We start from the raw sequence: 15,235 nt of genomic DNA, 5'->3' as shown, positions 1-15,235 counted from the left end.
AGGAGACACGTGAGCGGCAAGGGTGCACCGGAACTGTCCGTACGCAACGTCGGGGACCTCAGGGTCGCCGTCATCGCGTCGCTGTGGCACGACAAGGTGATGGACGGACTGGTGGACGGCGCCCTGCGCGCCCTGCACGAGCTGGGCATCGACGAGCCGACCCTGCTGAGGGTCCCCGGCAGCTTCGAGCTCCCGGTCGTCGCCAAGGTCCTCGCGGGCCGCGGCTACGACGCGATCGTCGCCCTCGGCGTCGTCATCCGCGGCGGCACCCCCCACTTCGACTACGTGTGCCAGGGCGTCACCCAGGGCCTGGTCCAGGTCTCCGTGGAGACCGGCGTCCCCGTCGGCTTCGGCGTCCTCACCTGCGACACCGAGGAGCAGGCCCTCGACCGGGCCGGTATCGAGGGCTCCAACGAGGACAAGGGCCACGAGGCGGTGACCGCGGCCGTCGCGACGGCGGCTACGCTCCGTTCAGTATCTGAACCCTGGCGTTAGGTCGACCGGCACAACCCGTAGAGTGGTCGGCACCATGTCCAAGAAGACTTTCGAGGAGCTCTTCACCGAGCTCCAGCACAAGGCCGCGAACGGCGACCCCGCCACCTCCCGCACCGCCGAACTGGTGGACAAGGGGGTCCATGCCATCGGCAAGAAGGTCGTCGAGGAGGCCGCCGAGGTCTGGATGGCCGCCGAGTACGAGGGCAAGGACGCGGCGGCCGAGGAGATCTCCCAGCTGCTGTACCACGTCCAGGTGATGATGGTCGCCCGCGGCATCTCCCTGGACGACGTCTACGCCCACCTGTAAGCCCAGCTCTCGTAAAGCCCTTCCCACCCCTTCACGCAAAGGAAGCCGACCTCATGCTGCGCATCGCCGTCCCCAACAAGGGTTCCCTGTCAGGCCCCGCGGGGGAGATGTTGCATGAGGCCGGCTACCAGCAGCGCCGCGAGTCCAAGGAACTGCGCATCGTCGACCCGACCAACGAGGTCGAGTTCTTCTACCTGCGCCCCCGCGACATCGCGATCTACGTCTCCTCCGGCAAGCTCGACATCGGCATCACCGGCCGCGACCTGCTGATCGACTCCGGCGCCGACGCCGAGGAGATCCTCCCCCTCGGCTTCGCCCGCTCCACCTTCCGCTTCGCCGGAAAGCCGGGCACCGCGAACGGCGTCACCGACCTCAAGGGCCGCACCGTCGCCACCTCCTACGAGGGCATCGTCGCCGCCCACCTGGCGGAGCAGGGCGTCGACGCCTCCGTCGTCCACCTCGACGGCGCCGTCGAGACCGCCATCGAACTGGGCGTCGCCGAGGTCATCGCGGACGTCGTCGAGACCGGGACCTCGCTGCGCAACGCGGGCCTGGAGGTCTTCGGCGAGCCCATCATGAAGTCGGAGGCCGTCGTCATCCGCCGCTCCGGCGCGGACGCCGAGGAGCCCAAGGTCCAGCAGTTCCTGCGCCGCCTCCAGGGCGTCCTGGTGGCCCGGACGTACGTGATGATGGACTACGACTGCCGCGTGGAGCAGCTGGAGAAGGCCGTCGCCCTCACCCCCGGCCTGGAGTCCCCGACCGTCTCCCCGCTGCACAACGAGGGCTGGGTCGCCGTCCGCGCCATGGTCCCCGCCAAGGACGCCCAGCGGATCATGGACGACCTCTACGAGATCGGCGCCCGCGCCATCCTCACCACGGCCATCCACGCCTGCCGCCTCTGAGCGGGACACCGGAGCAACGCCATGCCCGACACCACGCCGGACCTGCCGGCCCTGCCCGTCACCTTCCGGCCGGGCCGCACCCGCGCCGTCCTGACCGTCCTCGCCGTCCTCACCTTCGCGGCCATCACGGCGGTCGGCATGGTGCTGGACGGCCTCGGTACGGGGGAGCGCCTCAGCTTCATGCTGACCGCCCTCCTCCTCGCCGGGGTCCTGTTCCTGCTGGCCCGTCCCCACGTCACCGCCGACGAGACGGGTGTCACCGTCGTCAACCTCACCACCAAGCGGCGCCTGGCCTGGGCCGAGATCCTCCGGGTCAACCTCCGGCAGGGCGACCCCTGGGCCTTCCTCGACCTCAGCGACGGCACCAGCCTGCCCGCGCTCGGCATCCAGCCGGGCATCGCCCGGCAGCGCGCCATCCACGACGCGCGCGCCCTGCGCGCCCTCGTCGAGGCCCGCTCCACCGCCGCCCCCGAGGCGCCGCGCGGCTGACGCGGGGGCGCCGCCCCTGCCGCGGGCGCCCTTTTCGTGATTAATCTGGGAACGAGGACGCGGCCGTCGCGTCCTCGCCCCCGTCGCTCCGCCCGGTGCGCGGGGGTCCCCGCTACCCGAGGAGTGACTCCCTCCGGCGATGGACGGATCGTCCTGCAGTACCTGCGCCGCCCCCTGCTGTGAATCCCCACAGGCGGCGGCATCATGACCACCCCCCTGCTGCTCCTGGCAGCCGCCTTCGTGCTGATCCTCGCCAACGGCTTCTTCGTCGCCGCCGAGTTCGGCCTGGTGACCGTCGAACGCCCCGACGCCGAACAGGCCGCCGCCGACGGCGACCGGCGTGCCCGCCGCGTCGTCGAGTCCCTGAAGGAGCTGTCCTTCCAGCTCTCCGGCACCCAGCTCGGCATCACCATCACCTCCCTCGTCGTCGGCATGCTCGCCGAACCGGCGCTCGCCCGCCTCCTGGACGGCCCGTTCACGGCGATCGGCATCCCCGACGGCGCCGTCCCCGGTGTCGCGGTCGTCGTCGGCATGCTGCTGGCCTCGGCGGTCCAGATGGTGATCGGCGAGCTGGTGCCCAAGAACTGGGCGGTGTCCAGGCCGCTCCAGGTCGCCCGCTTCGTCGCGGGCCCCCAGCATGCCTTCGCGCGCCTGTTCCACCCGGTGATCGCCTCGCTGAACGCCGTGGCCAACCGCCTGGTCCGCACGCTCGGCGTCGAGCCAGCCGAAGAGCTGGCCTCCGCCCGCACCCCCGACGAACTGGTCTCCCTGGCCCGGCACTCCGCCCGGGCCGGCGCCCTGGAACAGGACACCGCCGACCTGTTCGTCCGCACCCTGTCGCTCGGCGAACTGACCGCGCAGCACGTCATGACCCCGCGCGTGAAGGTCAGCGCCCTGCACTCCTCGGCCACCGCCGAGGACGTGGTCAACCTGACCCGCGCCACCGGCCTGTCCCGCTTCCCCGTCTACCGGGAGAAGATCGACGAGATCGTCGGCATGGTCCACCTCAAGGACGCCCTCGCCGTCCCCGCGCACGACCGGCTGCGCACCCCCGCCGGCCGTATCGCCCAGCCGGCGCTGCTGGTCCCCGAGACCCTGCCCGTCCGGCCCCTCCTCACCCGCCTGCGCAGCGAGCAGCCCATCGCGGTCGTCGTCGACGAGTACGGCGGCACGGCCGGCGTCGTCACCCTGGAGGACATCGTCGAGGAACTCGTCGGCGAGGTCCGCGACGAGCACGACGGCCTGGACGCCCCCGAACTCGCCGTCGCCCCGCCCGAGGACGGCCGGCCCGCATGGGACGTCGACGGCAGCTGCCGCGTCGACGCCCTGCGCCGCATCGGCCTCGACGCCCCCGAGGGCCCGTACGAGACCGTGGCCGGCCTCGTCGCCGACCTGCTCGGCCGCATCCCGGCCGTCGGCGACCGCGCGGAACTGCCCGGCTGGCGCCTCTCCGTCCGCCAGGTCGGCCACTACCGCGCCGAGCGCATACGACTGGTGCGGACCGCACCGGTCTCCGTGCTGGAGGCCGCCCGATGAGCTTCCTGCAACTCCTCTTCGCCGCGCTGCTCGTGCTCGCCAACGGCTTCTTCGTCGGCGCCGAGTTCGCCCTCGTCTCGGTCCGCCGCAGCCAGATCGAACCGCTCGGCACCGCCCGAGCCCGCCAGGTGCTGTACGGCCTGGAGCGGCTGCCGCAGATGATGGCCGCCGCCCAGTTCGGCATCACGGTCTGCTCCCTCACCCTCGGCGCGGTCGCCGAACCGACCGTCGCGCACCTGCTGGAACCGGTCTTCGAGTGGATGCACCTGCCGCACGGAGTCATCCACCCGCTCGGCTACGTCATCGCGCTGGCCGCCGTGGTCTTCTGCCACCTCGTCATCGGCGAGATGGTCCCGAAGAACCTCGCGATGGCCGCCCCCGAGCGGACCGCGCTGTGGCTGAGCCCCGGCCTGGTCGCCTTCGCCCGCCTCTGCAAGCCGATCACCTTCGCCCTGGGCGCCTGCTCCCAGGGCATCCTGCGGCTGTTCCGCGTCGAGCCCAAGGACGAGGTCGAGGCCGTCTTCACCAGTGAACAGCTCAACCGGCTGGTGGAGGACGCCGGTCAGGCCGGCCTGCTCGACCCCGAGGCGCAGGAACGCCTGGAGGACGCCCTGGAACTGGGCTCCCGCCCGGTGACGGACGTACTGCTCGGCCGCGAGTCCCTGGTGACGGTCGGCCCGTCGGTCACCCCGGGGCAGATCGTCGCCCTCACCGCCCGCACCGGGTACTCACGTTTCCCGGTCGCGGCCGGGCAGGGCCCCTTCATGGGCTACCTCCACGTCAAGGACGTCCTCGACGCCGAGGACCCCGACCGGGCCGTCCCGCAGCACCTCTGGCGCCCGATGACGACCCTCCGCCCCGACCTCCCCCTCGACGACGCCCTCACCGTGATGCGCCGCGCCGCCACCCACCTGGCCCAGGTCACGGACGCGTCGGGCAAGGTCCTGGGCCTGGTCGCCCTGGAGGACGTGCTGGAACTCCTGGTCGGCGAGGTACGCGACCCGGCCCACCGCGAGGTGACCCTGGCTACGTAGCCGCCCCAGCTGCGGGGCACCTCACAGGGCCGACGGATCCCCCGGCCCCCTCCCCGACAGCACCTCCCCGTACGCCTGCATCAGATCCGGCAACCGCAAAGTCGCCAGGTCGTCCCTGCTCAACACCCCCGGATACACCGACAGCCGCAGATCCCGATACGCACAGCTCTTCTCGTACAGCGTCCGCAGGAACCGCCCGTTCCCCAACTCGTCGATCCACCCCTGATCCACCACGTGCCCGGCGATCGACCGCAACTCGTCCAGCGCCTCCTCGTCCCACACGTCCCCGTTCTCGGCCGCGAGCACCTCCCCGATGGAGGTCAGCTCCAGCGGCCGGTACGAGGGGAAGTCGACCCGTGTCGTGAAGCGCGAGGACAGCCCGGGATTGGCGCCCAGCAGCCGGTCCATGCCCTCCGGATAGCCGGCCAGGATCACCACCAGGTGGTCGCGGTTGTCCTCGGCCCGCTTCAGCAGCACCTGCAAGGCCTCGTCGCCGTACGCGTCCCCCTTGCCGTATCCGGAGTTGGACAGGGAGTACGCCTCGTCCACGAAGAGGACGCCGCCGAGCGCGGAGTCGATCAGCTCGTTGGCCTTCACGGCGGTCTGGCCCAGGTACTCGCCGACGAGGTCGGCCCTTTGCGCCTCCACGAGGTGGTCGCCGCCGAGCAGGCCGAGGGCGTAGAAGACGCGGCCCAGGATGCGGGCGACGGTGGTCTTGCCGGTGCCCGAGGGGCCGGAGAAGACGAAGTGACGTTTGGGCGGCTGGACCGGCAGCCCCTGCCCGGCCCGCAGCCGCGCCATGTTCAGCTGGGCGGACAGGGCCTTGACCTGCCGCTTGACCGGTTCGAGCCCCACCATGCGCTCCAGTTCGGCGAGCGCCTCCTCCAGCAACGCGGGGTCGGTGGGACCGGTGGGCAGGGAAGGGTCCGTCCCGTCGGTCTTCTCGCGCACCGGCGGTCCGGACAGCGAGGGCAGCGGGGCGGCCGGACCGGGCTCGGGGACGGACAGTTTGAGGTCGCGTTCGTCGGCGCCGGACAGGGCGTCGAGCCCGTCCAGGCAATCCGGCCCCAGGCCGGCCGGCGCCAGCCCCGCGAGGTCGGCGGCGTCGTCGTAGCCGTCGCCCTCGGCGATCGCGGCCAGCCGGGCCGAGGTGTCCATGAAGGCGGGGTCGACGCGGTGCACGGCCCGGTACAGCGGTAGCGCCGCCGCGCTGCGGCCCGTGCCCTCGTGCGCCCGCGCCAGCCAGTACCGCAGCTCCTTGCGCTGCGGCTGTTCGCTGCGGCACCGCATCAGGGCCGCCGACAGCAGCGGCTCGGCCTGCCCGTACATCTCCAGCCGCACCCGGGCCATGCCGCTGAACAGACCGGCCTCGATGCCCAGCAGGGGGTCACCGAGCAGCGGGTCGGTGTGCCGGACGAGCTGTTCCCAGTCCTTGACCAGGTAGGCACGGCAGGCGTGCAGGAAGCGGACCTGGGGGTCGGTGTCCACGGGCGGCAGCCCGGCCAGGGCCCGGTCCAGCTCCGGGACGTGGCGGCCGTCCAGCCAGTGGGAGGCGTGCGCGAGCAGCAGGTCGCGGGGACTCTCCAGCACGGGCTGCACCCACCAGCCCAGCCAGTACCAGGAGTTGAGGGTCCGGCGGTGGCGGGCGCGCTGCTCGCCGAAGCGCTCGCGGTGCCGGAACATCCTGAGCAGGGCGTTGGTGGTGTCGACGCGCAGCGCGTGCAGTCCCAGCCAGCCGTCGGCCATCGCGGGATCGATGCGTACCGCCGCCCGGAACTCCTCCTCGGCCTGCGGATAGGCCCCCATGGTGTAGGCGTCCACGCCGCGCAGCCAGGCGAGGTCGGCCGGGGCCTGCGGGCCCTGCGTGCCGAAGTCCATCCCGTCCCCCACGTACCGTGCCCCCGTCGGTATGCCGCCGGGCCGTCGCCCGCCGGCCGCCTCGGCCAACGGCTCTGCCGCGGGCCGGAGTTGCAAGGTGCGCGCGGCAACTGCGCCCCGGGTCGCACCGAGGGCATCGTACCCGCGGCGGTCTTCCCTCCGAAGGGCGCCGGGGAGGCCCGTTGCACGAGGTCGGAGCCGACGGGGCGCGTGCGGGAACGTCACCGAGGGTGAGCGGACAGCGTCGCGGAGCAGCCGCGAAACGGGCTCAGGGCAGAACGAAGCCCCCGGTCACGGGGGAACAACCGGGGGCTTCGCGTCTGCGGGCGGCTCCGAACGGCCGCACAACCAGAAAGTAAGACCTGTACGGGCCCTGGGTCAAGCGGAGTTGAGGCGCTTCGGCCCGGTGTCGCGCGGCGATCTTCACGAGTTCAGCACATTGCGGACGGCTCGTCACTCTGAGTGAGGAATCAGGGTGGGAAGTCGCATCCCGCGGGCCCCGGCAGCACCTCGTACCCCTCCTCGCTCCGCAGCACCAGAAGGTGCGCGAAAGGGCGTGACGGGTCGGTGGCGAAGTGCCGGCGCTCCGCCGGGACCCACCCGTCCCAGAACGCCCGCTGCTCCGCTCCGTCGCGCGCCCGTCCGCGCGCCCACGCCTCCTGGCGCGGCAACTCCATCCAGAACAGCCGGGCCAGGTGCGGGCGCAGCGCCTCGCGCCCCGCCCCCACACCCTCGACCAGGACCACCGGGGCCGGCGGCAGAGGGCGGGGCGCGGAGAAGTGCCGGGCCCGCCAGTCGTAGGGGGCGTAGTGCGCGGTGTCGCCCCGCCGCAGGGGCTCGATCACCTGGCTCAGCAGCCGTCCGGTCCAGTCGAAGAGCTCGTCGTGGCTGGCGATGTCGTCGAGGTGCAGCACCGGCGCGCCCCCCAGCTCCGCGGCCAGCAGCCCGGCGAAGGTGGACTTCCCGGAACCGGCGTGCCCGTCGACGCCGATCAGGCGTACGGGGCCGCAGGACGGGGGAAGCCGGCGGAGCTGGGCTGCGAGGTCGTGGATGGCTGGTCCCGGGCGGTGCGGAGGTGCGGACGGCGTTTCGCAGGCACCCTAACCCCGCCACTGGTAGACACCAATGTTCATGGCGTGGCGCGCGCAGAAGTGCTGGCAGGAGCGGACGCCTGCGGCCATAGTTGGCGCACGACCGTGCAAGGACACGCCCGACTCGGACACCTGGGGGTCTTCCACCCATGAGCAGAGCCGAACAGCCGTCCCGCAGAATCGTCCTGGCCGCCGCGGTCGCCGCCGCGGTGACCGGCGGTGCGATCCCGGCCACCGCCGCTGAAGCCGCACCGGGGGAGGGCGGCGGACCGGCGGACGCCGACCGCACCCCCGGCCGACAGGTCGACTACCGAGCCTGGACCACGTTCCGGGACTGGCGGTGCGGAACCGTGCGGGGCGCCCGCCCCGTCGCCGGTGCCCGGCCCGGTGTCGTGATCGGCGCACCGGCGGGCACCGCCGACTACACCGACCCGCACACCGGCGAGGCCGCCGCCTGGGAGTACGCGACCTGGACCTCGCCCGCCCACCGGCTCGCCGTGCCCGCGACCGAGGCCATCGCCTCCTGGAACGCGCACACCCCGTCCGGCACCTGGATCCAGGTCGAGCTGAAGGGGACCTACTCCGACGGCACGGACACGCCCTGGTACGTGATGGGCCGCTGGGCGGCGGGCGACGGCGACCAGGACATCCGGCGCACCTCGGTCGACGGCCAGGGCGACGGCCGCAGCAGCGTCTGGACGGACACCTTCTCGATCGACGACGCCTCCACCGGCCTGTGCCTGGCCTCGTACCGGCTCCGGCTCACGCTGTACCGCCGCCCGGGCACGAAGGCCACGCCCACCGTCTGGCGGCTCGGCGCGATGGGCTCCGACGTCCCCGACCGCTTCACCGTGCCCGCCTCCACCCCGCGTCTCGCCCGGGAACTGCGCGTCCCGCGCTACTCCCAGGAGATCCACAAGGGCCAGTACCCCGAGTACGACAACGGGGGCGAGGCCTGGTGCAGCCCCACCTCCTCGCAGATGATCGTCGAGTACTGGGGCGGCCGGCTCACCGAGGAGCAGCTCGCCTGGGTCGACCCCTCCTACGCCGACCCGCAGGTCTGCCACGCGGCCCGGTACACGTACGACCACCAGTACGCCGGTTGCGGCAACTGGCCCTTCAACGCGGCCTACGCGGCCACCTTCAAGGACCTCCAGGGCGTGGTCACCCGCCTCGGCTCCCTCACCGACCTGGAGACGCTGATCGCGGCCGGCATTCCGGCCATCACGTCCCAGTCCTTCTTGGAGGAGGAGTTGACCGGGGCCGGTTACGGCACCTCGGGCCACCTGATGACCGTGGTCGGCTTCACCGCCGACGGCGACGTCATCGCCAACGACCCCGCCTCGGACGACAACGAGGCCGTGCGCCGCGTCTACCAGCGGCGCGAGTGGGAGAACATCTGGCTGCGGACCAAGCGGTACAACGCCAGTGGCAAGGTCGTCTCCGGAACCGGCGGCGTCTGCTACCTGTACTTCCCCGCGCACCCCAGCCCGCGCCAGCGCAAGGCCCTCGCGGCGGTGGGCGTGCGCTGACCGGCCCCGCTGTGACCAAGCTCTCGGCCGCAAAAGCCGCTCACGGTGGCAAGGTGGACACCGTGAGCGGGGGGACCTCACCGAAGCCGAAGCCCGAGAGCAGCGAGAAGCCATGACCGCACACACCGCCACCGCCACCCGTGTCCGTACCGGCGGCCCCAAGGACGACGGCCCGAAGATCCTCGAGCACGTCATGGGCTGGACCCTTGTCGTGGTGCTCGCGATGCTCGTGGTCCAACTGGGCCTGCTGTGACGTGACACGCATGTGACCTGCCCCACGACCCGACCTGCCATACTGCGGATGTCCCGCCCCCCGTAGGAGACCAGGGTCGAAATTGAATATCAGTCAACAGCGCGCCGGCGTCCGTCCCCAGGCGCGCGGCACCGAGCGTTCGCTCGCACGCCGCGCCGAACTCATCGCCATCGGGCGGAAGTTGTTCGCCGACACGTCGTACGACGCGCTCTCGATGGACGACATCGCCCGCCAGGCGCATGTCGCCAAGGGGCTGATCTACTACTACTTCCGCTCCAAGCGGGGCTACTACCTGGCGATCATCCAGGACTCCGTCGGCGAACTGGTCACCACCGCCGCGGGCGGCACCGAACTGCCGCAGGTGGACCGCGTCCACCGCACCATCGACGGCTACCTGCGCTACGCCGAGCACCACCAGGCCGCCTACCGCACCATCGTCAGCGGCGGCGTCGGCTTCGACGCCGAGGTGCACGCCATCCGGGACGGGGTGCGCGAGGCGATCGTCGTCACCATCGCCGAGGGGGCGTACGGCCGCTCGGACGTCGGACCGCTGGCCCGCATGGGCCTGCTCGCCTGGGTGTGCAGCGTCGAGGGCGCCACCCTGGACTGGATCGGCCGCCCCGAACTGCCCCGCGACACCATGCGCGACCTGCTGGTGAAGTCGCTCGGCGGCACCCTGCGCGCCATCGAGGAGCTGGACCCCGCCTACCCGGCCCCGCCCGCCGCCCGCCGGGACTGACCAGGGGCCGACCGGGACCGCCGGAGCCCTTCCGGACCTTTCTCGAAGTAAGCGGTCGTTAACTGGTGACGCCGTGCCTCCGATCGGGCATACTCACAGGCCACAGCCGCTGGTCAGCCGCTTCCGCGACCCGGGAGTGCGAGCATCGGCCCAGCCGAACAGAGCCGGCGGAACCGCGTCCACCCAAGGCGCCCCTCCGCCGACGCGCCCGACAGGGAGGAGAGCGTCGCCATGCCCGACCGCGCCCCGCAGCCGGTGGACCGGCAACTGCCCACGGACGAGGCACGGGACCTGATCTCACTCGTCCGCGAGATCGCGCTCCGTGAGATCGCCCCGAGCGCGGCCGAGGAGGAGGACGCCGGACGCTTCCCGCGCGAGGTCTTCGCCCTGCTCTCCGAATCCGGCCTGCTCGGCCTGCCCTACGACACCGAGCACGGCGGCGGCGAGCAGCCGTACGAGGTCTACCTCCAGGTCCTCGAGGAACTCGCCGCGGCCCGCCTCACCGTCGGCCTCGGCGTCAGCGTGCACACCCTCGCCTCCTACGCGCTCGCCGCCTACGGCACCAAGGAGCAGCAGGCCGAGCACCTGCCCGCGATGCTCGGCGGCGGGCTGCTGGGCGCCTACTGCCTCTCCGAGCCCGCCTCCGGCTCGGACGCCGCCTCCCTGCGCACCAAGGCGGTGCGGGAGGGCGACGACTGGGTCATCACCGGCACCAAGGCGTGGATCACGCACGGCGGCATCGCCGACTTCTACACGGTCATGGCGCGCACCGGGGAGGACGGCCCGCGCGGCATCACCGCCTTCCTGGTCCCCGGCGGCGCCGAGGGGCTGAGCGCCGCGGTGCCGGAGAAGAAGATGGGGCTCAAGGGATCGCCCACCGCGCAGGTCCACCTCGACGGCGTGCGGGTTCCCGACACCCGGCGCATCGGGGACGAGGGCCAGGGCTTCGCGATCGCCCTGTCCGCGCTCGACTCCGGGCGGCTCGGCATCGCCGCCTGCGCGATCGGCGTGGCCCAGGCGGCGCTCGACGAGGCGGTGACCTACGCGGCGGAGCGGCGCCAGTTCGGCAAGCCGATCGCCGACTTCCAGGGGGTGCGCTTCATGCTCGCCGACATGGCGACCCAGATCGAGGCCGGCCGCGCGCTGTACCTGACGGCGGCGCGGCTGCGCGACGCCGGACTGCCGTTCGCCAAGCAGGCGGCCATGGCCAAGCTGCACTGCACCGACACGGCGATGCGGGTCACCACCGACGCCGTGCAGATCCTCGGCGGCTACGGCTACACCGCCGACTTCCCGGCCGAGCGCTACATGCGCGAGGCCAAGGTGCTGCAGATCGTCGAGGGCACCAACCAGATCCAGCGGATGGTCATCGCCCGTCATCTCGCGGGTCCCGAGGGACGCTGAAGTCACCGGTGACCCGGAAGTCACCGGTGGCGAAGAAGTCCCCGAGCCCGCGCGGGGGCGCCGCGAGCCTCACCCACTCGGGATCGTCGCGCCCGGGCAGGGTTCGGCCGCGGTCGGCCCAGGTGCGCATCAGCTCACGGTAGATCGGCGGGTCCGGGAGCTGCGGAGCCGGCGGGACCGGACCGGCGGGCACCGGGACGAACACGCGGCGCCGAGGCCCGGTCGCCGAGTACGTGGGGGTCATACCAGGGCAACGCGGCACCGTGCGGACAGGTCACCGGCCCGCGGAATCGAGAGTGAGTTCGCGGGCGTCCGGCACCAATCCGTCCTTGCCGCACCCTGCCCGACCTGCCTCGGCGCGCCGCCCACCCGTGCTGCGGGGGAGGCGCGCCGAACCGCGTCCCGAGGCCCGCCCGGCGGATCACGCCGCGGACGCGCCCCAGGCTCGACTGAGCTCGAGCGGGGGACCCCCCCATCGCGTTGCCGCCCTCCTGCGCCGTGCAGCCGGACGCACCAGTCGCCGCACCCCTCCTGCGGCCTGATCCGCCGGACAGGCCCTGGCTAGGCCGCCTCGCGCCGCATCGTCGGCACCCGCATCGGGCGTGAGCCCGGGCCGCCGACGTGGGAGAAGGGCTGGGTCCGCCAGTCGAGGCCCCGCGGGAGCGTCAGCAGCAGCGCGGTGTCCTGCTCGTGGGGCCGGAAGGACTCGTCGGCCGGGCGGGCCTCGGAGGCCCGGCGGCCGGTGCCGGCGCAGACCGTGAGCCCGAACGGGTTCCACGGCGAGGCGCACAGCGCGTGCTCCGGCAGCACCTCCTCGTCCGCCAGCAGCGCGATGGGCTGCGCGCAGTCCGGGCAGATCACCCGGTACATCTCGAAGGTGTCGTAGGTGTCGAGTTCCTCGTCGTCGAAGGCGTCGGGTTCGACGCCCTCCGGTACGGGCTCGACGACCGGCTGCTGCCGCTTGGGCGCGGTACGACCAGGGCGCTTAAGACTCTGCATGGGATTCTCCCCCTCGGGCTGGGTCGTGACGGCACTGCGGCCTCGACCACAGCAAGCACTTCCCGTCCCCAATACGGGGTAATCACGAGAACATCACGGAGACCGTACGGATGGTGTGGCCTTCGTCACATGCCGCTCGCAGGTGCCCGGCGCCGGTTCGCCCCGCTCGGCCGCCGGCCGGTTCCCCGTCACATCACGAACCGGGCATGACCTGGACCGCTCGGTACCCGAGGAGATCAACCGCACTGTAGGTTCTTGCGCCATGGAGGAGCTGGATCGACAGATCGTGCAGCTGCTCGTCAAGGACGGGCGGATGAGCTACACGGACCTGGGCAAGGCCACGGGCCTGTCCACGTCAGCCGTGCACCAGCGGGTGCGGCGACTGGAACAGCGCGGTGTCATCCGCGGCTACGCCGCGGTCGTGGATCCGGAGGCCGTCGGGCTGCCGATGACCGCGTTCATCTCCGTGAAACCGTTCGACCCCAGCGCTCCCGACGACATCGCGGACCGCCTGGCCGGCGTCCCGGAGATCGAGGCCTGTCACAGCGTGGCGGGCGACGAGAACTACATCCTCAAGGTGCGCGTGTCGACCCCGCACGAGCTGGAGGAACTCCTCGCCCGGGTGCGCTCCCTGGCCGGCGTCTCGACCCGGACCACCGTCGTGCTCTCCACGCCGTACGAGGCCCGGCCGCCCCGGGTCTGACGGCGACCGGGTCCGACGGGTGCCGTACGGGGTGACCTGCGTGCCGGGCGTGTCCCGGGAGGGGCGAGACTGGTGTCCATGAGTGAGCCCACCGCCTCGTCCACGACCGTCCTGCTGCGCCGCGGCGAGGTCCACAGTCCCGCCGACCCCTTCGCGACGGCGATGGTCGTCGAACGCGGCCAGGTCGCCTGGGTCGGTTCCGAGGGCGCCGCGGACGCCTTCGCCGACGGCGTGGACGAGGTGATCGACCTGGACGGCGCCCTGGTCACCCCGGCGTTCACCGACGCACACGTGCACACGACGTCCACCGGCCTCGCCCTCACCGGCCTGGACCTCTCCGGCGCCGCCACCCGCGAGGCCGCCCTCACCCTCGTGCGGGACTTCGCCGCGGCCCGCCCGGCCGACCGGGTGCTCCTCGGCCACGGCTGGGACGCCTCCCGGTGGCCCGACGCGCAGCCCCCGACCCGCGCCGAGCTGGACGCGGCCACCGGCGGGCGACCCCTCTACCTCAGCCGCATCGACGTCCACTCGGCCGTCGTCACCACCGCGCTGCTCGACCTCGTCCCCGGCCACGTCACCCGCGCGGACGGCCCGCTCACCGCCGACGCCCACCACGCCGTGCGCGCCGCCGCCCTCGGGGCCCTCGCCCCCGCCCAGCGCACCGAGGCCCAGCGCGCCGCCCTCGCGCACGCCACCTCCCTCGGCATCGGGACCGTTCACGAGTGCGCAGGACCGGAGATCTCCTCCGAGGACGACCTCACCGGCCTGCTGCGGCTGTCGGCCGAGGAGGCCGGCCCGCGCGTGATCGGCTACTGGGCCGAACAGGACGTCGACAAGGCACGGGAGCTGGGCGCGACCGGCGCCGCCGGCGACCTCTTCGTCGACGGTGCCCTCGGCTCGCACACCGCCTGTCTGCACCAGCCGTACGCCGACGCCGGCCACACCGGCACCGCCTACCTGGACGCCGGCGCCGTCGCCGCCCACGTCGTCGCCTGCACCGAGGCCGGCCTCCAGGCGGGCTTCCACGCCATCGGCGACGCCGCCGTCGGCGCCGTGGTCCAGGGCGTGCGCGCCGCCGCCGAGAAGCTCGGCCTCGCCCGCGTCCGCGCCGCCCGCCACCGCGTCGAACACGCCGAGATGCTCACCCCCGAGGACATCGCGGCCTTCGCCGAACTGGGCCTGACCGCGTCCGTCCAGCCCGCCTTCGACGCCCTGTGGGGCGGCGAGGACGGCATGTACGCGCAGCGTCTGGGCGCCGAACGGGCCCGTACCCTCAACCCCTACGCGGCCCTGCTGCGCGCCGGCGTGCCGCTCGCCTTCGGCTCCGACAGCCCGGTCACGCCCCTCGACCCGTGGGGCACCGTCCGGGCCGCCGCCTTCCACCGCACGCCCGAGCACCGCGTCTCCGTCCGCGCCGCCTTCACCGCGCACACGCGCGGCGGCTGGCGGGCGATCGGGCGGGACGACGCGGGTGCCCTGGTGCCGGGCGCTCCCGCCGACTACGCCGTGTGGCGCACCGGCGAACTCGTCGTCCAGGCCCCCGACGACCGGGTGGCCCGCTGGTCGACCGACCCCCGTTCGGGTACTCCGGGGCTGCCCGACCTGTCCCCGGGCGGTGACCTGCCCGTCTGCCTGCGCACCGTGGTGGGCGGCCGGACGGTGTTCGTACGGCCGGGCGAGTGATCCACGCGGCCGACGGGGCGATGATCTTCTCCCGTGCGCGACCTGCGCGTCCTCCGCGCTGACCTGGGCATTGGCGGGGAAGCCGCAGGTGGAACGACTGTTGACAGGCGATGGCGGGGGGCCGGTAGGTTCGGCGGAGTCCACCACCGGACGCCCGACCGGGGAATCCTCCGCGCGCGCGTCGCGGCGC

At 72.9% G+C, this 15,235-nt stretch carries 16 protein-coding genes; 12 read left to right on the top strand and 4 right to left on the bottom strand.

From position 1 onward, the window contains the following. Nucleotides 1-9: 9 nt before the first annotated feature. The 6 genes from ribH to KUM03_RS35085 all read left to right on the top strand — a co-directional run bounded on the left by ribH (nucleotide 10) and on the right by KUM03_RS35085 (nucleotide 4,763). The gene (gene ribH / locus KUM03_RS35110; protein ID WP_217254609.1) at nucleotides 10-495 is read left to right on the top strand and encodes a 6,7-dimethyl-8-ribityllumazine synthase; all 486 of its coding nucleotides are present in this window, start codon (nucleotides 10-12) and stop codon (nucleotides 493-495) included. Between the two features lie 34 nt (nucleotides 496-529). Then, complete coding sequence (locus KUM03_RS35105) at nucleotides 530-802, top strand: phosphoribosyl-ATP diphosphatase (RefSeq protein WP_011027788.1); 273 nt, start codon at nucleotides 530-532, stop codon at nucleotides 800-802. Nucleotides 803-855: 53 nt separating this feature from the next. After that, nucleotides 856-1,704 carry an ATP phosphoribosyltransferase gene (gene hisG / locus KUM03_RS35100; protein WP_073730767.1) on the top strand — a complete coding sequence of 283 codons (849 nt, stop codon included), beginning with the start codon at nucleotides 856-858 and terminating at the stop codon, nucleotides 1,702-1,704. A 21-nt stretch (nucleotides 1,705-1,725) separates the two neighbouring features. Further along, nucleotides 1,726-2,193, top strand: a complete 468-nt coding sequence (locus tag KUM03_RS35095) for a PH domain-containing protein (RefSeq protein WP_217254608.1) — start codon at nucleotides 1,726-1,728, stop codon at nucleotides 2,191-2,193. 204 nt (nucleotides 2,194-2,397) lie between these two features. Continuing rightward, on the top strand, nucleotides 2,398-3,729 hold the full coding sequence (locus tag KUM03_RS35090) for a hemolysin family protein (protein ID WP_217254607.1): 1,332 nt from the start codon (nucleotides 2,398-2,400) through the stop codon (nucleotides 3,727-3,729). Further along, nucleotides 3,726-4,763 (top strand): hemolysin family protein, encoded by a 1,038-nt coding sequence (locus KUM03_RS35085; RefSeq protein ID WP_217254606.1) that lies wholly within the window; start codon nucleotides 3,726-3,728, stop codon nucleotides 4,761-4,763. The genes KUM03_RS35090 and KUM03_RS35085 overlap by 4 nt, the downstream gene beginning before the upstream one ends. Nucleotides 4,764-4,784: 21 nt before the next feature. Here the strand turns inward: KUM03_RS35085 and KUM03_RS35080 are convergent, their stop codons facing one another. Both KUM03_RS35080 and KUM03_RS35075 read right to left on the bottom strand, forming a co-directional pair. Further along, the gene (locus KUM03_RS35080; RefSeq protein WP_217254605.1) at nucleotides 4,785-6,641 is read right to left on the bottom strand and encodes an AAA family ATPase; all 1,857 of its coding nucleotides are present in this window, start codon (nucleotides 6,639-6,641) and stop codon (nucleotides 4,785-4,787) included. A gap of 470 nt (nucleotides 6,642-7,111) precedes the next feature. Next, on the bottom strand, nucleotides 7,112-7,693 hold the full coding sequence (locus tag KUM03_RS35075) for a uridine kinase (RefSeq protein WP_217254777.1): 582 nt from the start codon (nucleotides 7,691-7,693) through the stop codon (nucleotides 7,112-7,114). A 188-nt stretch (nucleotides 7,694-7,881) separates the two neighbouring features. Between KUM03_RS35075 and KUM03_RS35070 the strand changes: the two genes are divergently transcribed. From KUM03_RS35070 to KUM03_RS35055, 4 genes are all read left to right on the top strand, one after another. Next, nucleotides 7,882-9,264, top strand: coding sequence for a peptidase C39 family protein (locus KUM03_RS35070; protein ID WP_217254604.1), 1,383 nt, complete (start codon nucleotides 7,882-7,884; stop codon nucleotides 9,262-9,264). 112 nt (nucleotides 9,265-9,376) lie between these two features. After that, complete coding sequence (locus KUM03_RS35065) at nucleotides 9,377-9,517, top strand: SCO1431 family membrane protein (protein ID WP_217254603.1); 141 nt, start codon at nucleotides 9,377-9,379, stop codon at nucleotides 9,515-9,517. A gap of 82 nt (nucleotides 9,518-9,599) precedes the next feature. Then, entirely contained in the window at nucleotides 9,600-10,256 is a 657-nt protein-coding gene (locus KUM03_RS35060) for a TetR/AcrR family transcriptional regulator (protein WP_217254602.1), read from the top strand. Between the two features lie 231 nt (nucleotides 10,257-10,487). After that, complete coding sequence (locus tag KUM03_RS35055) at nucleotides 10,488-11,660, top strand: acyl-CoA dehydrogenase family protein (RefSeq protein WP_217254601.1); 1,173 nt, start codon at nucleotides 10,488-10,490, stop codon at nucleotides 11,658-11,660. On the opposite strand, the gene KUM03_RS38765 is transcribed toward KUM03_RS35055, so the two are convergent. Together KUM03_RS38765 and KUM03_RS35050 are read right to left on the bottom strand one after the other, a co-directional pair. Next, the gene (locus KUM03_RS38765) at nucleotides 11,623-11,904 is read right to left on the bottom strand and encodes a hypothetical protein (protein ID WP_254400345.1); all 282 of its coding nucleotides are present in this window, start codon (nucleotides 11,902-11,904) and stop codon (nucleotides 11,623-11,625) included. The two genes, KUM03_RS35055 and KUM03_RS38765, sit on opposite strands and share 38 nt — an antisense overlap. Before the next feature lie 317 nt (nucleotides 11,905-12,221). Then, nucleotides 12,222-12,659, bottom strand: a complete 438-nt coding sequence (locus KUM03_RS35050; protein WP_217254600.1) for a hypothetical protein — start codon at nucleotides 12,657-12,659, stop codon at nucleotides 12,222-12,224. A 262-nt stretch (nucleotides 12,660-12,921) separates the two neighbouring features. Between KUM03_RS35050 and KUM03_RS35045 the strand changes: the two genes are divergently transcribed. Then, a complete protein-coding gene (locus tag KUM03_RS35045) occupies nucleotides 12,922-13,362 on the top strand; it encodes an Lrp/AsnC family transcriptional regulator (protein WP_019325021.1) in 441 nt (146 codons plus the stop codon). A 78-nt stretch (nucleotides 13,363-13,440) separates the two neighbouring features. Further along, complete coding sequence (locus tag KUM03_RS35040) at nucleotides 13,441-15,045, top strand: amidohydrolase (protein WP_217254599.1); 1,605 nt, start codon at nucleotides 13,441-13,443, stop codon at nucleotides 15,043-15,045. Nucleotides 15,046-15,235: the final 190 nt, after the last annotated feature.

It is taken from the genome of Streptomyces sp. AC602_WCS936, assembly GCF_019049125.1.
In the GTDB taxonomy this organism is placed as follows: Bacteria; Actinomycetota; Actinomycetes; order Streptomycetales; family Streptomycetaceae; genus Streptomyces.
This window is presented reverse-complemented; position numbering and strand designations above follow the sequence as displayed.